The following is a 21,225-nucleotide window of genomic DNA, read 5'->3' as shown; positions in this document are numbered from 1 at the left end:
CGTTGCCGTTGCGCGCAGTACGCTCGAGGCGTCGATGCGACGCGTGGAGGCAAAGACATGTACGACGCAATCCGAACCGGAACTCCGGCCCAGGTCTGGCAGGCGCTGGTGCAGGAGGCGGGCGAGCGCAACCGGCGGCCGCTGGACGAGACGCACGAGAGCTACCTGGTGTTTCTGCTGCTGCGCTACCAGCGCGAACCCTGGCTGCTGTCGCACGTGCATGGCATGGACTGGATGGAAGCGCTGCAGAGAGTCGGCCATGCCCGCGCCGAAGGCCTGCGCGAGGTAGGTGATCGCTGTCTGGTGGTGGCCGGCCTGTTTCCGGGACTGGCCGAGCGGCGGCGCGTGAGCGTGGATTACTTCATGGACATCGGTCGCACCGCCTATTTGGGCGTTGCCGAGGCCAGCCGGCAGGCCTATGCGGCGCTCTACCGCCAGCTTTCGCAAAGCTACCGTGAACTGGTCGGCACGTTGCAGGCCATGCGCCTGCTGTCCGGACCCGAACTTATCCAGGTGCGGCGCGGAGAAAACGGCTAGCCGGTACCCGGCACCGGTTTGCGCCGGATGCCGGGTATCTCCAAGCCCGCCTCGAAGGCCGGCAACGGCCTTCGAGGCAGCCGTTGCTTCAGAAGCGCGGACCGGTGTTGAGGTTGTTGCCGGTGGTGCCGCGGGTGGCGCCGAGGCCGGCGCCCGTGCCGGTGGCGATGTCCGTCGCGCCGTGGCGCTCGAAGACCGCGCGGGCGCGATCGCGCTCGGCCACATCCTCGGTGCTCACGGTTATCAGGGCGTTGCCTTCGCGGACGCGCTCGTCGTAATGCTTGGCTTCCACCTCGGGAATGCCCATGCCGATCAGCGCGCCGACGATGCCGCCGGTCGCGCCGCCGACCGCCGCGCCGCCGAGGGCGGCCATGATCGGGCCGGCAGCGATGAACGGGCCCAGGCCCGGAATGGCCAGGGTGCCGATGCCCACCAGCCAGCCCAGTCCGGCACCGACGCCCATGCCGGCGACGCCGCCGGTGGTCGCGCCTTCGGGCGCCTTGGTGTTGTGCTCGGTGGCGAATTCCCGCGTGCCGCGGCGGTCCTGCATCAGCACGGAGATGTCGTTGCTGGAAAAGCCGGCGTCCTTCAGGTCATCGACGATGGCTTCGGCCTTGTCCTGATTGGGGACGGTGCAATAGACGGATGCGTACATGGTGGTGTCTCCTCAATCGGAATCGGTGGCGATATCGAGCTGGTTGTCGACGCGGGTAACGCCGCGCACGCTGGCGGCATCGCGTTCCACGCGCGCTTTTTCCTGGGCGTCGGCCACTGGGCCGCGCAAGGTCACCACGCCGTTGTTGACCACGACCTTGACGTTGCGGGCCTTCACCGAAAGGCCGTCGTCGTCGACGATGGCCTTGCGGACGTTCGCGACCATATCCACCGCGGACGAACTGTTGGACTGGTCCGTCGGCGTGGTGGTGGCATCGTTGCGGTCACGCCGGTTGAGGCGCGTGTTGTCGGCATCCGCGCCGGCCACGCCGGCGGCCGACTGGCTGGTCGCGGGCGAAGACATGGGCGCGGCCTGCTGCGCGAAGGCGCCGGTGCTTGCCGCGAGCGCTGCGAACACGCCCACGGCCAGGGGTCTGGGCAATGCGAATTTCATGCGTTCCTCCTCGTTGGAGAGCCATGCGGGGGCTACCCGCACTCTGGGTCCGGCATTGGAATGGGCCGGGAAGGTCACGCTAGGGAACGGGGGGTAAAATGGTCGTGTCATCGGAGTGAGCGGACTCGACGATTCGAGCGCTCGCGACGCGGCGCAACGCAGGGCGTTCACTTCGCCGCGGCCGTCTGCTATGAGTTCATGATCCAAGGTCGGCATGGACGATCCAGTGACCCTCAGCCCGCTCGCACCGCAGCACCTGCGCGATCTGGCGCGATTGCGTCGCGTGCGCGATCGCATCGACCGCGAGTACGCGCAGCCGCTCAACGTCGAGGCACTCGCACGCGGGGTTCACATGTCGGCCGGACACCTCAGCCGGCAGTTCAAGGCCGCGTTCGGCGAGTCGCCATACAGCTACCTGATGACCCGGCGCATCGAGCGCGCCATGGCGCTGCTGCGCCGGGGCGACCTCAGCGTCACCGAGGTCTGCTTCACCGTCGGGTGCGCCTCGCTGGGCACTTTCAGCACGCGCTTCACCGAACTGGTGGGCGTGTCGCCGAGCGTCTACCGGCGGGATGAGGCCGGTGCAACCGCGGGCATGCCTTCCTGCGTCGCGCGCCAGGTGACCAAACCGATCAGGAATCGAGAAGCGCCCGATCGCGAGCCCGACCTAGCATGAGCGCTCCTTCCAAACCGAGCGTCACCGCCATGGACATCACCATCCACGCCAGTTTCCTCCCGCACACCGATCCGGAAGCCTCGCTGGCCTTCTACCGCGACGCCCTGGGCTTCGAGGTGCGCAACGACGTCGGCTACAACGGCATGCGCTGGATCACGGTCGGTCCGGCCGACCAGCCGGGCACGTCCATCGTGCTGTTCCCGCCAGCGGCGAGCCCAGGCGTCACCGACGAAGAGAAGCAGACCATCGCCGGGATGATGGCCAAGGGCACCTACGCCATCATGCTGTTGGCCACGCCGGACCTCGATGCCGCATTCGAGAGGCTCCAGGCCAGCGGCGCGGAGATCGTCGAAGAGCCGACCCACCAGCCTTACGGCGTGCGCGACTGCGCCGTGCGCGATCCGGCCGGCAACCTGCTTCGCGTCCAGGAGCGCGCGTCGTAGGGAGAGCGCCGGTCCCCTTTCCCGCATCTCCGCCGGTGGGCGAAGCCCACGGCAAGACCCGCAACACACCAGAGAAGACGAACGATGGCGACCATGCGCAAACCGGCCACTTCGGCGGCGGGACTCTCGCCTTCCGAGCTCATCGACGCACGGATCGAGGAACTGGGTGACTGGCGTGGCGAAACCCTAGCCCGCGTCCGCGCGCTCATCAGACAGGCCGATCCCGCGATCGTCGAGGAATGGAAATGGCGGGGCGTGCCGGTGTGGTCCCATGCCGGCATCGTGTGTACCGGTGAGACCTACAAGAACGTCGTGAAAGTGACCTTCGCCAAGGGCGCGAGGCTGGAAGACCCGGCGGGGCTGTTCAACGCCAGCCTCGATGGCAACACCCGGCGTGCGATCGACATCCACGAGGGCGAAACCGTCGACGAGGCCGCCCTGGCGGCGCTGGTGCGCGCGGCCGTGGCCCTCAACACGCACTGAGGCTCGACAGTGCAATGGCGTTCCGGATGGCCGGGACGCCGTGCAGCGCTGCCGTACGACGACGAGTGCGGGCCGCCCTGTCGGATGCGTCGCCCTCCACGACCATCAGGTCGCGGTGGCGTTGCGGTATCGACGTGTCGAGCACGGCTTCACCGATTGCCACGCGGATGTCACGGCCGGGTTACCGCCGGCGAGTAGGATCGCCGCCCTGGTGCGGGAGCAGAAGGTAACGCCCTGGCTGGCGAGGGCAAGCGCAACGCGTGCCGTGCCCCGAGCCCGCACCACCGCGCACGGGCCGGGCGACACACCCGCCGCCCGCTTCGTGCAACAGGGCCGGACGACGGCCCGGGCTTGCGAGGCGCACGCGGCACCGCCCGATCCTGCCGCACTCTCCCTGGAGGGTTCCCCTCATGACTGTTCGTAAGCGACTCCTGGTCGGCGCGCTGGCGCTTGCCCTCTCGTTTGCCGTCGCTCCGCCGGCGTTCGCCGTGGATATCGGCGCGGCGCCCGGCGCAGCGGACATCGTCAGCCTGGTGCAGACGCACACCGGCTATCCGGTGAAGGTGTCGGTCTACGCCACGGGCCTGAACAATCCGCGCGGCCTCAAGTTCGGGCCGGACGGCTATCTCTACGTGGCCGAGGGCGGCCGCGGCGGATGGCACCAGACCACCGCGATGGACTGCACGCAGGTGCCGGAAGTCGGCCCGTACAGCGGCAGCTACACCGGCGGGCGCATTTCGAGGATCGACCATCATGGCCATCGCGTCACGATCACCAACAAGTTCCCGTCAAGCCAGACCAGTGCCCAGACCGGGTCGCTGGTCAGCGGTGTCGCGGACGTCGCCTTCATCGGACACACCCTGTATGCCATCACCGCCGGGGCCGGCTGCTCGCATGGCCTGAAAGGCACCTACAACGGCATCGCGCGCGTCGATCCGGACGGTTCGATCCACTGGATCGCCAACCTCAGCCGCTACCAGAAAAACCACCCGGTGCAGAACCCGGAGGAAGAGGATTTCGAGCCCGACGGCACCTGGTACAGCATGGTGGCGCTCCATGGCGAACTTTTCGCGCTCGAGCCCAATCACGGCGAACTGGTGAAGGTGAGTCTCGATGGCAAGGTCCGGCGCGTGATCGATGTGTCGGCCAGCCAGGGCCACATCGTGCCGACGGCGCTGGCGCATCGTGGGCGATTCTTCATCGGCAACCTCGGCACATTCCCGATCACGGCCGGTTCGTCGAAAGTGCTCAAGCTGACCCGCAACGGGCAACTGTGGCCGGTGGCGGACCGGTTGACCACGGTGCTCGGGATCGCCTTCGACCGGCGCGGATGCATGTACGTGCTGGAAGACACCACCGGCAAGGACAACCTGGCTCCCACGCCGGGCACCGGCAAGGTGGTGCGCATCGAGCCATCCGGCGACCGCCACGCAGTGGTTACCGGTCTGGTGTTGCCATCGGCGATGACGTTCGGGCCTGACGGCGCGCTGTACGTGTCGAACGCGGGCTTCGGCCTGCCGCCGGGCATGGGGCAGGTGCTGCGCTTCGACTTCGATGGCTGGCGCCATTCGCCCTAGCGTGACCGTGCTGGCGCGGACCCGGTGGGACCGCGCCAGCGCCGGGTGACACGAGGATTCATGGTCGCGGAGACCCAGCCTGGCCTGCCTTTGCCGGAGCCATGCATCGAGCATGCTCGACGTATTTCGGTTCGGTCAGCGAGCGATTCGTCCGGGATCGGCACGGTCTCACTCCTGTGGACGATCGGTGCCCGACCGGACGCCGGCCGGGCAAGGGCTGCACCGCGACGCCGGTGGCTTATTTCTCCAGCGCCTTCACCGCATCGAGCGTTTCCTGCACGTGCTTGTTCGGCTTCAGGTCCGAATAGACGTGGGTGATCTTTCCCGAAGGCGCGATCACGTAAGAGGTGCGGTCCGACCAGCCGGGGCGCATCGTCAGCAGGGCGTCGTATTCCTTGGCGATCTTCGCGTCGGCGTCCGCGGCGACCGGGAACTTGCCGCTGCAATGTTCGGTTTCCTTCGAGAAATCGGACAACTGGTCGGTATTGCCGGCGGTCACGCCGATGACCGTGGCGTGCAACGCCTTGAACTGGTCGATGGCCTGGGAGAACAGGTGGGCTTCGAGGTTGCAGCCGGAAGTGTGCGCGGCGGGGAAGAAGTACACCACCACCGGGCCTTTCTTCAGCGCATCGGCCAGATTGAAGGTGAAGGCCTTGCCGGCGAGATAGGCCGGCGCGGTGAAGTCTGGCGCCTGCGTGCCTTCCTTGAGGGCGGCGAAGGCCGGTGAGGCCAATGTGGCGGTACCGACGAGGGCGAGCGCGGCGAGCTTGAGCGGGGACTTCATGGCGGTGCTCCTGGGGGGCGTGGAAGCACCGTTTATACGCTACAAACGCGACGGCGGATGTCGGTCGGGGAAACACGTCCGGGTCGTCGATGAGGGCCCAACTTTTTTCCGCATTCGTGGCACCAACGGCATCGGCTTGCGCGCGAGCCGTGGCACGCGCAGGATTTCGACAGGGGAACAGGGGAACAGGGGAATTCCGATGAGACTGAACGCACCTTCCAGGGCGCCGCTGCTGCACTTCGTCGACATCTACGGCCGCCGCGTCGATATCGGCGGCTCGGGGCGGCGCACGCTGCTGTGCTTCTTCCGCGACGCGGCGTGCCCGTTCTGCAATTTCCGCATCTACGAGTTGACCAACCACCATCCCGCGCTGTCGTCGCTGGGGCTGGACATCGTCGCCGTGTTCACCTCCACGCCCGAAGCAGTGCAGCGCTTCGTCGCGCGCAAACCGCGGCCATTCAGCGTGGTGGCGGACCCGACCTCGCACGCGCACGAAACCTACGGGATCGAGCGCTCGCTGTGGCGCAAGCTCAAGGGCATCCTCACCCGCGTGCCGACGCTGATCAAAGGCCTGCGCATCGTCGGCCTGGCCGGCTTGAACACCACCAACCTGATGCCGGCCGATTTCCTGATCGACGAGGAAGGCAATATCGCCGAGGCGTACTACGGCGGCGATGCAGGCGATCGCATACCGCTGGAGCGGGTGGAGCTGTTCCTGGCGCGCGGCATGCTCGCCAGGGCCGGAGTGAAGCCCGCGCAGGCGGTTGCGCATTCCTGAGGCGCCGGGGTCCGGGCAAGGAAAAAGGCGGGCTCGTGCCCGCCTTTTTCCTGTTTTGGTGGATGAAGCCGAAGATTGCTGCGATGAAGGACGCAGCTCGCGGCGGCTTATTTGTGCGGATCGAAGTCGACCGCAGCCTCCACCGCGGCCGCGGAGTCCAGGATGCCCGCGCCGATGGAGTACTTGCCCTCCGGCCGGATCATCGGCGTGTAGGCCGTCTTCTGCAGCAGCTTGAGCACCTGTTTGGGCTTGAGCAGCGGCAGGCACAGCTCCTTGCGTGCGCTCTGCATCAGCGCGACCGTGCCGGTGACGTGCGGGGCGGCCTGCGAGGTGCCGGCGAAGCCGCCGTACGTGGTGCCCTCGGGCACCGGCGTGGTGTCGCCGTTGTTGAGCGCCTGCCAGATGAAGCCGTCGTAGGAAATCACGCCGGTGTTCGGGTCGTCGTCCTGGTAGACGCCGCCGCCGGGCGCGGCGATCTCCACCGCATGGCCCCAGTTGGAGTAGAAGGCGCGCTGGCTGGTGATGCCCGTGGCTGCCACGGTGATCACGCCGGGGCAGCCGGCAGGCGTGTACTTGGCCGCGTCGTCGCCGCTGTTGCCGGCCGAGACCACCACCACCGCGCCGAGCGAGTTCGCCTTGGCCACGGCCTTGGCGGTCACGTCGCTGGGATTGCAGCGGCCTTCGCCGCCCAGGCTCAGGTTGATCACCTGCGCCGGATGACGGTTGCGCGGCACGCCGTCGACCTTGCCGCCAGCCGCCCACACGATCGCGTCGGCGATGTCGCTGGTGTAGCCGCCGCAATGGCCGAGCACGCGCACCGGCAACACCCTGGCGTGGAAAGCGATGCCGGCCATGCCCTGCGCGTTGTCGGTGATTTCCGCGCCGGCCGTGCTGGCCACGTGGGTGCCGTGCCAGGAGCTCGCCTCCGGCGGATTGTTCTCGTTGGTGCAGGCCGACAACCACGGTTCGGTGGTGGTCCAGTCGCCCAGGTCCCAGCCGCCCGGCACGCGGTCGTCGGTAGCGCGGCCGGAGACGAAGGCGTCGGTGATGAAGTCGTAGCCCTGGTCGGCCAGGCCGGTGTTGACGTCCACGTGGCGGGTGATGCCCGTATCCAGCACGGCGATGATGACGCCCTTGCCGTCGGACAGGTCCCACGCGTCATTGACGCGCGTGCCACCGTGGTTGGCGTCGCCGAAGTAGGTGATGGTGCCGTCGGGCGCCTTCAGGTCCCACTGGTAGAACGGGTAGTAGGTGTCGCTGGGCGTGAAGGTGGCCGGTGCGAGGCTGGCCGGCGCCTGGATGTCGCGCACGCGATGCAGCATCACGTCCGGCGCCACGAAGGCGACAGCGGGATCGGCCGCGATCTGGCGGATCAGGGTGGCCGCTTCGCCGCTGTCGAGCTTGCGCGAGGTGTGCACCAGGTCCGCGCCGGTGGCGAGCTTGCGTTGGTAGGCCGCCTGCACGCCTGCGCTGCCGCCGGCGGCGGTGGCGCGGTCCAGGCCCGCGCGGCTGATCGCCGCGCCGACGTTCTGCAACAGCGCGGCATGGTTGCTGCGTTCCGTGCTGCCGTCGCGATACGTCACGATGAACCGGTCGTAGTGCCCGCCGGGCGCGAGGCTGCTGATGTCGAATCGTGTGCCGGACGGTCCCTGCGGCGTGGCCGCGTGGGCGGACAGAGACAGGGCAAGGGCGATGGAGGCGCCCAGCAGCGCCTTGATCGCGTAACGATGTGTCATGCGGTGGTCCTCCGGTGGTGGCGCCTCGCGTGCGGCGCGTCAAGCGACGACAGCGCCGGATGGCGCCGCCTTGTCACGGAAACCCTGGTGCCGGAGAGCCCCCGCCCCCGGCTGAAACCCTGACCGCGGCCTCCCCGCGGACAAACTGGGCATAGACACTAGGCAGACGGTTGTAAGGTTGTCGTGAAAGCGGCAGGCGCGAAGGGGACGGTGGCCCGCGGGGCGCCAACCACCGGCCCGAACGTCCCCGACCGCTGCGTCCCGTAGGGCGGGGCGGAGCCCACCAGGCCCATTTGCCGGGACGTGGCGGTGGGCCGAAGCCACCCTGCGGGGCGGTCCGGAGGGGAGCGAACTCTTCCAAAAATCCTGTGGCAAGCGGCCGAACCCGGGCGTATCGTCCGCGCACGCACACCCCATGTGTGCGTACTTGCGTAGACGCTCGTCGGCCTGTTCGACGGCGGCGCCTGTCAGGGGGACGCGGTCACCTAACCGATTCACGGATTGACAGGAGACCGTCCATGAAAACCCGACTGCTCATCGCCCTCGCGGCGATGGCGTTTGCCACCTGCGCGATGGGGGCAACCCCGGTCACGCTCAAGCTCCAGAAGGGGACCACCACCACCCCCCACACCACGCCCATCGGCGGCGCACCACTCACCAGCCTGGAACAGGATCCGGCGATGGCGGCGGGCGACGCCGATTCGGGCGATGGCGAGGACGACCTGGGCGGTGAGCCGGTGGTCAACCGCACCATCCATCACGGTCACCACGGTGGCCTCAACAGCGTGGGCCACGCCTTGCGCACCAAGTCGAACCCGCAGCTCGCGGGCGGCTTCGAAGGCCTGAACTTCCACGATCAGCGCTACGCCAACGGCGGCAACCAGTTTTCGGTGGAACCGCCGGACCAGGGGCTGTGCGCAGGCAACGGCTTCGTCGTGGAGAGCGTCAACGATGTGCTGGCGGTCTACGACCGCGCCGGCAACGAGCTGGTCGGGCCGGTCGACCTGAACACGTTCTACGGCTACCCGGCAGCGATCAACCGCACCACCGGCGCCTACGGGCCGAGCATCACCGACCCCTCGTGCTACTACGACGCCGACACCCGCCGCTGGTTCCACGTCGTGCTGACGCTCGATCGCGTCGGCACCTCCTCGGCACTCTCGGGCACCAACCACCTGGACATCGCGGTCAGCCAGAGCGCCGATCCGACCGGCGCCTGGACCGTGTACCGGTTGCCGGTGCAGAACAACGGCAGCGACGGCACGCCGGACCACGGGTGCACGGCCGGCTTCTGCCTGGGCGACTATCCGCACATCGGCGCCGATGCCAACGCGATCTTCCTGACCACCAACGAGTTCTCGCTGTTCGGTCCGGGCTTCTACGGCGCGCAGATCTACGCGATCTCCAAGCGCGCCCTGGTGGCCGGTGATGCCTCGCCCAACGTGGTGCTGTTCAACGCGGGCGATCCGAGCGTTCCGGCTCCGGCGTTCACGGTGTGGCCGGCGATCTCCACCGGCGGGCAGTACGCCGGCGCCCATGGCGGCACCGAGTACCTGCTGAGTTCCGATGCGGTGTTCTACGAGGAAGGCACCTCGGACACGATCTGGCTGTGGTCCGTGTCGAACACCAGCGCCATCGACAGCGCGCCCAACGCGCTGACCCTGGATGTCTCTGCGGTCGGCGTGCAGACCTACGCGGTGCCCACCAGCCTCGCGCAGCAGAAGCCTGGCGTGGCACCGCTGCGCGACTGCTTCGCCCTCACCGGTTGTGCGCCGACGTACCTCGGTTACCCGAACATCGTCTATCCGACGCCGCGGCCACTCGCGGTCAACGACTCGCGCATGCAGCAGGTCAGCTTCGCCAACGGCAAGCTGTGGGGCACGCTCGACACCGACGTGCTGCTGGGCGACGGCAGCCATGGATCGGGCGTCTCGTATTTCGTGATCGATCCGAAGTCCGGTGGCGTGTTCGCCAACGGCACGCTGGCGCTGCCGGATGCCAACCTGACCTACGGCACCTCGGCGGTGACGCAGAGCGGGCGCGGCGTGATCGCCTTCACCGTGGTCGGGCCGAACGACTGGCCCAGCGCAGGTTATGCCAGCTTCGACGCGAAGCATGGCGCTGGCGAAGTGCACATCGCGGCCGCGGGTGCAGCGCCGTGGGATGGCTTCACCGGCATCCCCTACCTGGGAGGCGACCGTCCCCGCTGGGGTGACTACGGCGCGGCGGCGGCCGAGGGCAACACGATCTGGACCGCCTCGGAGTACATCGCGCATTCGTGCACGCTGGCCGAGTACCTGAGCCCGCCGCTGTTCCAGTGCGGCGGCACGCGTGGTGCGCTCAGCAACTGGTCGACGCGCATCTCGCGGCTCCAGCTCTGAGATAGGACCAGGCCGGCGATGAACGCGGGAAACCGCGTCCATCGCCGGCCCACGCCATCGGGTTCAGTTCACTTCCTGCTCGGTGCCGGTGGTCCTGAGCGCACGCACGGCCAGCTGCTGTCGGCCATTGATCCCGGCGCGCTCGAAGATATTGTGCAGATGCGTCTTCACCGTGGTCGGGCTGATCCCCAGGTGCCGGCCGATTTCCTTGTTGCTCATGCCTTGCGCCACCCAGCGCACGATTTCGCGTTGGCGATCGGTGAGCGATCCGATACCCGCCGCGGGCGGCGGCGCCCATTGCAGCAGATGCCTGAAGTCGGACAGTGCCGCGGCCATCAGCGCGCGGGGAATCCAGGCGTCGCCTGCATGAATGGCCAGGATCGCGCGGCGCCACGCCGGCAGGAGGGAGTGGCGGGGCAGGCAGCCGTGCACGCCCAGCTTCACGGTAGCCAGAACTTCCGGCCGTGCCAGCGTATCGGCGTAGGCCAGGATGCGCGGCCCGGCGGGGCGGGTCAGCAGGTAGCCGAGCAATCCGGGACTGGCCTGGGCCCAACACGCTTCGATCACCACCACGGCGGGTCGTTGGGTGGCGACCAGCATGGACAAGTGCTCCGGCGCGCCGCTGTCGCCGAGCACCCGCAGCTCGTCGAAGTGTTCGAAACCGGCGGTCAGCGCACGCCGAAGGGCAGGGTCCGGACCACCTAGCACGATGCTGATCACGCGGCCCTCCCATGGTCCCGCGTTTTTGTCACCGCGCAAGGATTGGTTCGGTGGCGTGAGTGCGATGTGTAACGGCCGGGCCATGCTGCTGGCTCCGCTTGTCGGCGTTCGGCCGGACGGGACGCCGGCGTACTCCGTCCGGAGTATTCAACCGGCGTGGCGCGCACCGCATGCTGCGGTCCCCCGCTGCGGCGGTCCCCGGGAGTACATGCTCATGAAGTCCAGGCTCATGAAAATCACTAGCTTGCTTGGCATGCCACTGCTCGCCCTGCTGCTGACCCTGGTCGGGGCCGCACCGGCGTGGGCCGCCACGGTCGTTACCTATACCGGCCAGGGCTACAGCTTCGACGGCAACACGCACAATCTCCAGGACGAGCGCTGCGGCCTCACGGGGCAGGACGATGCCGACGATGGCGGTACCGGCCTGTTCGCCAACTGGAATGGAACGGGCCAGCCCTACCAGACCGGACAGGGCTACCTGGTCTGGGTGCTCACCGCCAATGGCGCGACGTCGGCCACGCTGACCCTGCCGGACCGCACCGTGCAGATGATCCAGGTCGGCGGCACCTTCAAGTACGCGAGCAAGTACTACCGCTACAGCAAACTGGTCGGCTTGCCGGTGACGGCCACGTACGAGGGTGAGGTCGCCCACGGCAACGTGCAGCTGGTCGTCAGCCACGGTTGCCAGCCGATGAAGACTCCGGGCGCGTGGTGCTCGCCGGGCTTCTGGAAGAACGCCTCGCAGGATGCCTGGAACCTGGTCGGCGTGGACAAGTACGCCGCCTTCAACGACACCGTCGTGCCGAGCTTCTACATCACGCCCTCGGCCGCCCAGCCGACGCTGTGGCAGGTGCTCACCACGCCCGGCGGCAACACCTTCGGCTCGGCCAAGCCGCCGTACGGGCTGAATGCCTACAAGGCTACGGCCGCCTATCTCACCAGCCGCATCCCGGGCTACCACTTCGCTCCCAAGCAAGTGGGTAACGAATGCTCCTGCCCGATCGACAACCACGGCAATTACAAGGTCCCGCTGGACTGACCGCCTTGCCCCCGCACGCCCCCGGTCCATGGCCGGGGGCGTGCGCGTGATTGAAGTCCGCCCGCTGCCGCGTCGGGTTTGCTTTACCATCACGCGATGGATACGTTCTCTGCGGTAGCGCACAAGACACGCGGCAGCCTGGCATGCGTCGGCATGGGCATGACCCTTGGGTCGCACCTGACGCCGCTGGCGCGCAGCCATATCGAGCAGGCCGACGTGGTGTTCGCGGGGCTATCCGATGGCATCGTCGAGAAATGGCTCGAGCGCATGCACCGCGACGTCCGCAGCCTCCAGCCGTATTACCGCGAAGGCAAGTCGCGCCTGAAGACCTACCGCGAGTGGGTCGAACTGATGATGGTCGAAGTGCGTGGCGGCAAGCGCGTATGCGGGGTGTTCTACGGGCACCCGGGCATCTTTGCCTGGTCGCCGCACAAGGCCATCGCCACGGCGCGGGCGGAAGGTTTCCAGGCGCACATGGAACCGGGCATTTCGGCGGAGGATTGCCTCTATGCCGACCTCGGCATCGATCCGGGCCGGTTCGGCTGCCAGCATTTCGAGGCCAGCCAGTTGCTGTTCTTCGAACGGCGGATCGATGTCACCGGCTACCTCGTGCTCTGGCAGGTCGCGCTGGTCGGCGACCGCTCGCTCGGGCGCTTTGCGACCGGTCCGGCATACCGCCAGTTGCTGGTGGAATTGCTGCAGCGGGACTACCCGGCCGACCATGAGGTGATCATCTACCGCGCCGCCACCCTGCCCATCGAGGCGCCGAGGGTCCGGCGTGTCGCCCTGCAGGAACTGCCGCAGACCGCATTGACCGCCGAGGAGACCGTCGTGCTGCCGCCGGCATATGCACTCAGGGAAAACCACGAAATGCAGGCGCGATTGGCCGAACTGGACGCGTTGGACAGGGCGGCGAGAGTCGGATAATCCTAGCTAGGGCTTTGCGCCGACTGGGGCTCACGCGCGTTGCATCGACCGTAAGCTCGCGGGCTTCCGTCACCATTGATCAAACAGGGGCAAGAACATGAAGGACACGATCGATCTGCTGGAAACGATTGGCGGCAACGCCTCTTTGCGCCACGCATCCGCTGACGAGATGGCGCGGCTCCTGGAGCAGGGGCAGGCTTCTCCGGCGCTGGTGGCGGCGGCGGCCTCCAGCGACCGTTCGATGTTGTCGGCGGAATTCGGGCAAGCGTCCAATCTGTCGCCCCAGTCCGTCCAGATGCCTGCCCGCGAAGAGGAAGAAGAGCCTCTCGATGAGGAACCACTCGGCGGTCCTGCTCCCGCCCAGTCGTAACCAGGGCTTTTGCCGTGGCACGGCTGCCAAGCCGCACCGTCGCCTGGTCCGCATGGCTGGGACTGAGCTGGTGCCTGCTTGCGCAGGCTGCTCCGGCGGTGGAGTCGATCACGGAGCCGGGACGGTTCCTCGACCGGGCTGAGAGCCTGCGGACCAAGGACCATGCCAGGTTCGTCGAGATGTTGGCCCGGATCCATCGTGAACGGCCCCGCCTGACCCCGTCCGAGCAATGGCAGCTGCGGTATCTCGACGCCTGGGAAACGATGTTCGAGGGCGAGTACGCCAAATCGGAATCGGCGCTGCGCGATGTAATCGATCACTCCGGCAACGAGCTCCTGGCCGCCAAGGCGTCGGGCTTGCTCGTGAACAACCTGACGCTCAACCGTCGCTACGAGGATGCCTTCACCCTGGCCAACAAGCTTGCGGCCAGCTTTCCCCGGATCAAGGATCCACAGGCCCGCTACTACCTGGCGTCGGATCTCTCGCAGACGCTCAACTTCGCCGGCGAAATCGACCTGGCGGTCCAGTACGCAAAGATGGCGGAGGAGGCCGTGCCGCCAGGCGAGAGCCTGTGCCGGCCTTACTCCCGAGAGGTCGCGGCCCTTTACAACGGCAAGCGGCTGACTTCGGCCAGCCCGGAAATACAGCGCGCCATCGAGATCTGCGAAGCCGCGCATGAGCCGGTGATGTCCAATTCCATATGGCTCCTCCTGGCGAGCCTTTATTTGGAAGAGAATCAGCCGGCCAAGGCTCTGGCGCTGATCGATCGGCGTGAGCCCAGCATCCAGGCCAATGACTACTACCCGCACCTGCTGTCCTCGCAGGCGGAACGGGCGCAGGCCTATGCCAAGCTGGGCCGCGATGGCGAGGCCAGGAAAGCCGCACTGGCCGTCGTGGCGAAGGTCCCGCAGGGAAGCTTCAACGATTGGTTGGACGATGCTTACGAAGTGCTCTACCGGATCGAAAAGCGCGGGGGCAATTCGACGGCCGCGCTCGCGTACTACGAACGGTATGTCGCCCAGGACAAGGGATATCTCGACGAAGTCCGCGCCAGGACGCTGGCGTACGAATCGGCCAAGCAGCACATGCTTGCCCAGAAGTTGAAAACCGAAAGCCTGAGCAAGCAGAACAAAATCCTGCGCCTGCAGCAGGCACTGGCCACCAAGGCGGCCGAAACCGTTCGGCTCTACAACGTCCTGCTGCTGCTGGTCATCGGTTCCATCGGCTTGTGGATGCTGCGCCTGAAGCGTTCCCAGTTGCGCTTCAAGAAGCTTTCGCGACTGGACGGTCTGACCGGCATCCTCAATCACCAGCACTTCATCAGCAAGGCGGAGCGGGCGCTGCACCACCTGGACAAGAGCGTGGGCCATGCCTGCCTGATCGTGCTGGACCTGGACCACTTCAAGCTCATCAACGACACCCATGGCCATGCCATGGGCGACACGGTGCTCAAGCGCACGGTCGCCGCCTGCCAGCGGCAGTTGCGCCCCACCGACCTGTTCGGCCGGCTGGGCGGCGAGGAGTTCGGCATCCTGCTTTACGAGTGTTCGCGCGAGCAGGGCATGGACATCGCCAACCGTATCCGCGCGGCGATCGTCGAGGAGCCGATGGCCAACGAAGGCTGCGACATCACCGTGTCGGCGAGCGTCGGGCTGGCCTCGACCGCCACCTCCGGCTACGGCGTGCAGCGGCTTTGCAGGGAGGCCGACGCTGCGCTCTACCGCGCCAAGCGCGCGGGGCGCAACTGCGTGATGGGCGACGTCGAGGTGGCCAGCGCGCTGACCCACGCCTGATCTTCGTTTCGTCCCGGCCGGGCACCCACCGGTGCCACCTCGGCGTGAAGCCTAGCGACGCGTCGCCAGTACGCCATCCAGCGCCAACCGAGCCTTGAATCCGGCCTTCTCCAGCCGCGCGGCCACCTCGCGCGGCACGTCGCGGCCGCTGGTGAGCTTGTTCGGGCTGCCGGTGTAGTGGAACAGCCGGCCGCCGCGGCGGAGGACGCGCGCCAACTGGTCGTAGAACGCCCGCGAATAGAGCTCGCCGGCGATGCCGAAGCGGGGCGGGTCGTGCAGCAGCGCGTCCACCGAGGCGTCGGCGGTCTGCGCAATCGCGACGGACACGTCGGCGTGCGCGAGATGCAGCCGGCCGCCGCTGGCGGGCGCGTCGGGATCCGGTGACCACGGGTTGATCGTGCGCAGCCAGAGCACGTCCGGGTTCTTTTCGAACGACTGGATGCGCGCCACGCCCGCGTCCAGGCAACAGGCGGCGAAGTAGCCCAGCCCGCCGCAGGTGTCGAGCACCACCTTGCCATGGGGTTCCACGAGCGCCACCTTGCGGCGCGCGTCCTCGACCGGCGAGTCCTTCGCGGTGGGCAGCATCTTGATGCCGTCGATCTCGAATGTCGGCGCGCCCCATTCGGTCGGCACCAGCTTGATCAGCGAACCGGAGAAGCGCGACACGGGCGCGAACGCCTCGCCGTCCCAGTAATAGATCGTGCGGTCCTTGAGCTTCGCCGGATACGGATAGTGCGAGCCCTGCCACTGCCAGGCGTCCGGTTGCAACGGCACGACCGTGCACGAGCGGCCCAGGTCCAGCGATCCGCTCCAGGTGCCAGCGCCGGCATCGCGCGCAGCGATCAGCGCGTCGGTAACCGAACGGGTAAGCAGGGGACCGGTGTAATGCGACACGAGAAGCTTCCTGGCGCGGCGATGCCGCGGCGTGGAGCGCGACCATAGCGAATCGGCGCCAAGGCGGCCATTCCCGCCGCGTCCCTGCAGCAACGCATTTGTGCCCGGGCGCCACCCCTTGGCGGACACGCCCGGATTCCCTCGAGACCGCCACCTTGCAGGCGCGCACTTGTGCGCGACGGCCTGTCAGGCATCGCCGGACGCCACGCCTCGCCTCGACCTCCGGTCGCGCCCAAGTGCACCCCTCGGGCTCGGCCGGTTGCAACGCATCGACCACGGTCTGCATCCAAGACAATCCAACCCGGAGCCGACCATGCGGACCCAGCGCACGAACGAAGACACCCATTTTCCCTGGCGCTGGCTGGTCGCGCTGGTACCGCTGGTCATGCTGGTGCACGAAGCGCACGAATTTGCGCATACGCTGACCGGGCGACTGGTCTGTGGGCGCTGGGCCGAGCGCGATTTCAACCGCTGGTCGATCGACAGCTGCGACAGCTGGCTGCCCACCGCGGCCGGGCCGGTGTTCTCCTACCTGCTGATGGCGATCGGTGCGCTGCTCGCCCTGCGGCGCGGGCGCGCCTGGCCGGGGCTGGCGCTGGTATTCGCTGCCAATCCCCTGGCGCGCCTGGTGACCGCGCTGAGCGGACATGGCGACGAGATGCTGGTGGCGCGCACCTGGGCCGGCACGCAGGCCGATGCCGTCTGGGTGCACATGGCGGCGGCTGCGGTCGTGGCCGGGTTTTGCGTGATCGTGCTGGCCGTGGCTTGGCGGGCCCTCGCTTGTACGCAACGGCGGCCCGGGATCTTCCTGCCGGCGCTGGTGGCGGGAATCGCCATCACCGGTCCGTTGCTGCCGCTGCTCAACCGGTTGCTGGACGCCGGGATCCTGGCCGGGCCGGTCGCCGGCGCACCGTGGCTGGTGCACATGGTGACCCTGGCCAGCGCGCTGGGCGTGTTACTGGGGATGCGTTGGCTCGCATGCCCCACGCGCGCGTGACGCCGCCCCAAGCGAAGAACGAGCGGGCGCCAGGTCCGTCAGCCGCCGAGCTTCTCGAACACGTTGCCCAGGCTCTGCCTGACCTGGTCGATGCCGGCCCACGGGTCCTTGCGCAGGCGCTTGAGCCGGGCGGGCAGGGTGCGGATGTCGAATTGCGCGCCGCTCTTGATCTTGCCCAGTTCCTCCCAGCGCAGCGGCACCGCCACCGGCGCGCCCGGGCGCCCGCGCAGCGAGTAGGAGGCCACCGCGGTCGCGCCGCGGCCATTGCGCAGGTAGTCCACGAAGATCTTCTGGTTGCGTATCGACTTGGTACTGACCGCGACGAACTCCAGCGGATGGATGCCCGCCAGCGCGCCGGCGAAACCCTGCGCGAACTGCTTGACCGTGCCCCAGTCCGACGGCGGATCGAGCGGCACCACCACGTGCAAGCCCTTGCCGCCGGTGGTGCGCAGGAACGATTCGAGCTCCAGGTCGGCGAGCAGCTTGCGCACCAGCCGCGCGGCGGCGACCACGCGCTCCCAGGCCACGTCCGGGCCGGGGTCCAGGTCGAACACCACGCGGTCGGCCAGGTCCGGCGACTGTACCTTGGCACCCCAGGGATGGAACTCCAGCGTGCCGTACTGCACCAGTTCCATCACCGAATCGGCGGATTGCGGATACAGGTAGACGGCGGCGGCGCCGGTTTCCTCCTTCAACTTCACGCTGCCCACGTATTTCAGGCCGCCCGAAGGAATGTGCTTCTGGAAGAACGAAGGTTTTTCGATGCCGTCCGGGAAGCGGATGATCGAGGTGGGCCGGTCGATCACGCCGGGCAGGAACCACTCCATCACCGTGCGGTAGTAGTCGGCCACGTCCTGCTTGGTGTAGCCGTCGGCCGGGTAGACCACACGCTCGGGGTGGGTGATGGTGATGCCGGCCGGCTCGGCTGCCTGCGTTGCGCGCGTCGATGATTTGCGCCTGGTCGCGGGCGGTTCGGCCACGGGTGCCGCGCGGTCGCTGTCGTGCAAGTCGGCAGGCGTCTTGTCTGCGCGCATCGTCTTCAGGCTCGGCTGGCGCAGCAGGCCCTGGTTGCCGATGCCGCGGAAGTTCACTTCCGCCACCGCGGTGGGCTCGATCCACTTCACCCCGCGTGGGGCGTCTTGGGGATTGCGCACGATCGGCTTGCTGCCACCGCCGGTGGCCAGCGTGCGGCTGAGGTCCAGCAACTGCTTGTGGCTGAAGCCGCTGCCCACCTGGCCCATGAAGTGCCAACCGCCCTCGGCTGCCGGCTTCGCCAGCAGCAGTGCGCCGAAGCCCTGGCGCCCGCCCTTGGGCGCGGTGTAGCCGACCACCGCGAATTCGTCCGACTCCACGCGCTTGATCTTCAGCCAGTCGTCGCCGCGGCCGGCGCGGTAGTGCGACTCCACGCGCTTGCTGAGGATGCCCTCGAGCTTCTGCTCGCTGGCCATGGCGAACACCTGGTCGCCGTTGCCCACCACGTGGCTGCTGTAGGAAAGGTGCGTCGGCGGATCCTCGAGCAATGCTTCGAGGATCGCCTTGCGCGCGTGCAGCGGGGTTCGGGAGAGGTCGTAGCCTTCCAGGTACGGCACGTCGAACAGCATGTAGGCGAGCGGCGCGCTGGCCTCGCCGGAGAGCGTCTTCTGCAGCGCGTTGAAGTCGGCCTGGCCTTCCGCGTTCAGGGCGATCAGTTCGCCGTCGAAGCGGGCCGAGTCCACGCCCAGTGATTCGATCGCCTGGCGGATGTCGGGGATCCTGTCCGTCCAGGACAGCCCATTGCGCGACCACAACTCCACCCGGCCCTTGGCCATCGTGGCAAGGATGCGGTAACCGTCCCACTTCACTTCGTGCAGCCACTGCTCGCCGACCGGTGGGTTCTCGCGCAAGGTCGCCAGCTCGGGTTTGAAGAAGTCAGTGCTGGCCTTGGCCTTCTTCGCGCCCTCCGCGGCAGCGGCCAGCTTGCCCGCCTTGCTGGCCGGGTGACCGGCGACCGGAACCTGCTTGCGCTTGCGCGTGTCCAGCGTCGCGGCCACTTCCTTCGCGCCGCCGGAACGGCCGGCGGCGGCCTTGGTACTGGCGATCATCCGCGCGTCCAGCAGGTCGTCGGCTTCCACGTCGCTGGCGTAGGCGTCCTTGTCGTGCATCAGGAACCATTGCGGCTGCTTCGCCGGCTTGCCGCTGCGCACCAGGTGCCAGCTGCCCTTGAGTCGCGTGCCGAACAGTTCGAAGCGCAGGTGGCCTTTTTCCAGTTGCGCCTCCGGGTCGTACTGCGTCGACCACACGCCGCTGTCGAAGGTGTCGACGTGGCCCCCGCCGTACGCGCCCGCGGGAATGTCACCCTGGAACTTGGCGTAGGAGATCGGGTGGTCTTCCACCTCCACGGCCAGGCGCTTCACGTTCGGGTCATAGCTGGGTCCCTTGGGGCAGGCCCAGGATTTGAGCGTGTCGCCGACCTGCAGCCGGAAGTCGTAGTGCCGCCGGCTGGCGTGATGCAGCTGCACGACGAAGATCGGCCGCCCGCCCTGCGCCGCCGAACCCTCCGGCCGGGGCTCCGGCGTGGTGTCGAAGCGACGCTTGCGATCGTATTCCCTGAGACTCAACCGATGGCTCCGCGACAGTGGTCCGGATCGTTGTGGCACCGGGGTCGTGAATCCCGGGTGGAGCGCAGCACCGACACCACGCCTCTGCCGCTTTTGCTGTGGCGGCCCGCAGTGGCGACGCCCGTGTCCCCCAGGACACGCCAGAAAGCATCGCCCGCAAGTGGGCTGCTACGAAGAGAAGGCCGTGTCAGTAGACCAACGGCACTTATCCGGTGGCGGCGACGGGACGCAAGATTGCGCAATCCCCCTTCGACTGGACCCGTCATGCGTCTGTTGCTTGTCGCCGCCGCGCTCCTTGCCGGCCTGCTTGTTCCGCCATCGCGCGCGTGGGCCTCGGAGATCCGCCACGACGCGGTGATCAACGGCGTCCGGCTGGCCTACTGGACCTCGCGCCCGATCCGGCCGACGGACGTGCCGGTGGTGTTCCTGCACGGCGGGCCGGGCTACAACTCCTACAGCTTCCGCATGACGGCCGGCAAGGCGCTCGATGCGCGTTACCCGATGGTCTACCTGGACGAGCGCGGAAGTGGGGAGAGCGAGCGGCCCTGGCGGGGCGACTATGCGCTGGCGACGCTGGTCGAGGACATCGAGGGCCTGCGGCGGCAGCTGGGCGTCGAACGGATGGTGGTGGCGGGGCACAGCTTCGGCGGCACGCTGGCGGTGGAGTACGCGCAGACGTATCCCGGGCACGTGGCGCGCCTGATACTGATCGATGCCGCGGTGGACCTGCCGGGCGCGATGGAAAGCTGGGTGCAGACGCTGGCCACGCAGTTCCCGGAGGCCTACGCAGCGGCCGAGCGTTCCGACGCCGGCAAGGCGCTGCGTGCCCTCCCGCCGGGCGATGTCTGCGCGCTGGCCCGTGCCCGCATGGCTTTCGTCGGCGCCGGGACGGCGACGCTGCCGGACGGACACGTGTTCCATGATCGCCAGCAGTTCCACGTGGCGGCCGCCAAGCTGGAACAGGAGCGGCTGGATGCACAGAGCGGCCTGCACAACACCGGCGAAATCGGCGCGGCGCTGATGGCGCCCGAATCGAATTTCATCTGCTACTCGGTGCGCCATCCGGAGCGATTGCGCATGCCTACGCTGGTGCTGGTCGGCGCGCACGACCAGGCGGTCGGGGTAGCCCCGCAGCGCGCGCTGGCCGGACGTCTGGCGCAGGCAACGCTGGTGGTCCTCCCCGACAGTGCGCACTTTCCCTACCAGGAACAGCCAGCGGCGTTCCTCGAGGCCATGGAAGGTTTCATGCAGCACCACTGACTGGAGTGGAGTGCTGCTCCCTGGCGACGCGCGCCCAGACTCGGGCTCTGCGGTGGCGGGCGTCACTCGAATTCGAAGACCGAGCCCACGCGGTCGATCGAATGCATGAGGAAGACGATCGGTTG

20 protein-coding genes are annotated in these 21,225 nt (G+C 67.9%); 13 read left to right on the top strand and 7 right to left on the bottom strand.

Going from position 1 to position 21,225, the window contains the following annotated elements; genetic code table 11:
• Window positions 1–57 precede the first annotated feature (57 nt).
• Window positions 58–537 (top strand): hypothetical protein, encoded by a 480-nt coding sequence (locus LQ772_RS11380; protein ID WP_231320931.1) that lies wholly within the window; start codon window positions 58–60, stop codon window positions 535–537.
• Between the two features lie 88 nt (window positions 538–625).
• Here LQ772_RS11380 and LQ772_RS11375 read toward each other — a convergent pair whose 3' ends face one another.
• Both LQ772_RS11375 and LQ772_RS11370 read right to left on the bottom strand, forming a co-directional pair.
• A complete protein-coding gene (locus tag LQ772_RS11375; protein WP_231320930.1) occupies window positions 626–1,192 on the bottom strand; it encodes a general stress protein in 567 nt (188 codons plus the stop codon).
• A 12-nt stretch (window positions 1,193–1,204) separates the two neighbouring features.
• Entirely contained in the window at window positions 1,205–1,645 is a 441-nt protein-coding gene (locus LQ772_RS11370) for a BON domain-containing protein (protein ID WP_231320929.1), read from the bottom strand.
• A gap of 214 nt (window positions 1,646–1,859) precedes the next feature.
• Between LQ772_RS11370 and LQ772_RS11365 the strand changes: the two genes are divergently transcribed.
• The 4 genes from LQ772_RS11365 to LQ772_RS11350 all read left to right on the top strand — a co-directional run bounded on the left by LQ772_RS11365 (window position 1,860) and on the right by LQ772_RS11350 (window position 4,824).
• Window positions 1,860–2,321, top strand: a complete 462-nt coding sequence (locus LQ772_RS11365; protein WP_231320928.1) for a helix-turn-helix transcriptional regulator — start codon at window positions 1,860–1,862, stop codon at window positions 2,319–2,321.
• Entirely contained in the window at window positions 2,318–2,764 is a 447-nt protein-coding gene (locus LQ772_RS11360; protein WP_231320927.1) for a VOC family protein, read from the top strand. Before LQ772_RS11365 ends, LQ772_RS11360 begins: the two co-directional genes overlap by 4 nt.
• A gap of 84 nt (window positions 2,765–2,848) precedes the next feature.
• A complete protein-coding gene (locus tag LQ772_RS11355) occupies window positions 2,849–3,247 on the top strand; it encodes a DUF1801 domain-containing protein (protein WP_425600789.1) in 399 nt (132 codons plus the stop codon).
• A gap of 410 nt (window positions 3,248–3,657) precedes the next feature.
• Window positions 3,658–4,824, top strand: coding sequence for a ScyD/ScyE family protein (locus LQ772_RS11350; RefSeq protein WP_231320925.1), 1,167 nt, complete (start codon window positions 3,658–3,660; stop codon window positions 4,822–4,824).
• A 238-nt stretch (window positions 4,825–5,062) separates the two neighbouring features.
• On the opposite strand, the gene LQ772_RS11345 is transcribed toward LQ772_RS11350, so the two are convergent.
• Window positions 5,063–5,608 carry a peroxiredoxin gene (locus LQ772_RS11345; protein ID WP_231320924.1) on the bottom strand — a complete coding sequence of 182 codons (546 nt, stop codon included), beginning with the start codon at window positions 5,606–5,608 and terminating at the stop codon, window positions 5,063–5,065.
• 199 nt (window positions 5,609–5,807) lie between these two features.
• Here LQ772_RS11345 and LQ772_RS11340 point away from each other — a divergent pair, with 199 nt between their 5' ends.
• Window positions 5,808–6,386: a redoxin domain-containing protein gene (locus LQ772_RS11340; protein WP_231320922.1), complete on the top strand. Its 579-nt coding sequence runs from the start codon at window positions 5,808–5,810 to the stop codon at window positions 6,384–6,386.
• Between the two features lie 107 nt (window positions 6,387–6,493).
• Here the strand turns inward: LQ772_RS11340 and LQ772_RS11335 are convergent, their stop codons facing one another.
• Window positions 6,494–8,122 (bottom strand): S8 family peptidase, encoded by a 1,629-nt coding sequence (locus LQ772_RS11335; protein WP_231320920.1) that lies wholly within the window; start codon window positions 8,120–8,122, stop codon window positions 6,494–6,496.
• 518 nt (window positions 8,123–8,640) lie between these two features.
• Here LQ772_RS11335 and LQ772_RS11330 point away from each other — a divergent pair.
• Window positions 8,641–10,503, top strand: a complete 1,863-nt coding sequence (locus LQ772_RS11330; protein ID WP_231320919.1) for a hypothetical protein — start codon at window positions 8,641–8,643, stop codon at window positions 10,501–10,503.
• Between the two features lie 63 nt (window positions 10,504–10,566).
• On the opposite strand, the gene LQ772_RS11325 is transcribed toward LQ772_RS11330, so the two are convergent.
• Window positions 10,567–11,223: a helix-turn-helix transcriptional regulator gene (locus LQ772_RS11325; RefSeq protein WP_231320918.1), complete on the bottom strand. Its 657-nt coding sequence runs from the start codon at window positions 11,221–11,223 to the stop codon at window positions 10,567–10,569.
• 229 nt (window positions 11,224–11,452) lie between these two features.
• Here LQ772_RS11325 and LQ772_RS11320 point away from each other — a divergent pair, with 229 nt between their 5' ends.
• The 4 genes from LQ772_RS11320 (at window position 11,453) to LQ772_RS11305 (ending at window position 15,352) form a co-directional block, all read left to right on the top strand.
• Window positions 11,453–12,262, top strand: a complete 810-nt coding sequence (locus LQ772_RS11320) for a hypothetical protein (RefSeq protein WP_231320917.1) — start codon at window positions 11,453–11,455, stop codon at window positions 12,260–12,262.
• A 159-nt stretch (window positions 12,263–12,421) separates the two neighbouring features.
• Window positions 12,422–13,189: an SAM-dependent methyltransferase gene (locus LQ772_RS11315; RefSeq protein ID WP_231326026.1), complete on the top strand. Its 768-nt coding sequence runs from the start codon at window positions 12,422–12,424 to the stop codon at window positions 13,187–13,189.
• 97 nt (window positions 13,190–13,286) lie between these two features.
• Window positions 13,287–13,559 carry a hypothetical protein gene (locus tag LQ772_RS11310; RefSeq protein WP_231320916.1) on the top strand — a complete coding sequence of 91 codons (273 nt, stop codon included), beginning with the start codon at window positions 13,287–13,289 and terminating at the stop codon, window positions 13,557–13,559.
• 14 nt (window positions 13,560–13,573) lie between these two features.
• Window positions 13,574–15,352: a tetratricopeptide repeat-containing diguanylate cyclase gene (locus tag LQ772_RS11305; protein WP_231320915.1), complete on the top strand. Its 1,779-nt coding sequence runs from the start codon at window positions 13,574–13,576 to the stop codon at window positions 15,350–15,352.
• A gap of 51 nt (window positions 15,353–15,403) precedes the next feature.
• On the opposite strand, the gene LQ772_RS11300 is transcribed toward LQ772_RS11305, so the two are convergent.
• Complete coding sequence (locus tag LQ772_RS11300; protein WP_231320914.1) at window positions 15,404–16,246, bottom strand: class I SAM-dependent methyltransferase; 843 nt, start codon at window positions 16,244–16,246, stop codon at window positions 15,404–15,406.
• A gap of 313 nt (window positions 16,247–16,559) precedes the next feature.
• Here LQ772_RS11300 and LQ772_RS11295 point away from each other — a divergent pair, with 313 nt between their 5' ends.
• Entirely contained in the window at window positions 16,560–17,243 is a 684-nt protein-coding gene (locus LQ772_RS11295; RefSeq protein WP_231320913.1) for a hypothetical protein, read from the top strand.
• A gap of 38 nt (window positions 17,244–17,281) precedes the next feature.
• On the opposite strand, the gene ligD is transcribed toward LQ772_RS11295, so the two are convergent.
• On the bottom strand, window positions 17,282–19,840 hold the full coding sequence (gene ligD / locus LQ772_RS11290; protein WP_231320912.1) for a DNA ligase D: 2,559 nt from the start codon (window positions 19,838–19,840) through the stop codon (window positions 17,282–17,284).
• A gap of 264 nt (window positions 19,841–20,104) precedes the next feature.
• Here ligD and LQ772_RS11285 point away from each other — a divergent pair, with 264 nt between their 5' ends.
• Complete coding sequence (locus tag LQ772_RS11285) at window positions 20,105–21,100, top strand: alpha/beta fold hydrolase (RefSeq protein WP_231320910.1); 996 nt, start codon at window positions 20,105–20,107, stop codon at window positions 21,098–21,100.
• Window positions 21,101–21,225 lie beyond the last annotated feature (125 nt).

Origin of the sequence: Frateuria edaphi (assembly GCF_021117405.1) — a bacterium.
Taxonomy (GTDB): Bacteria; Pseudomonadota; Gammaproteobacteria; order Xanthomonadales; family Rhodanobacteraceae; genus Frateuria_A; species Frateuria_A edaphi.
This window is presented reverse-complemented; position numbering and strand designations above follow the sequence as displayed.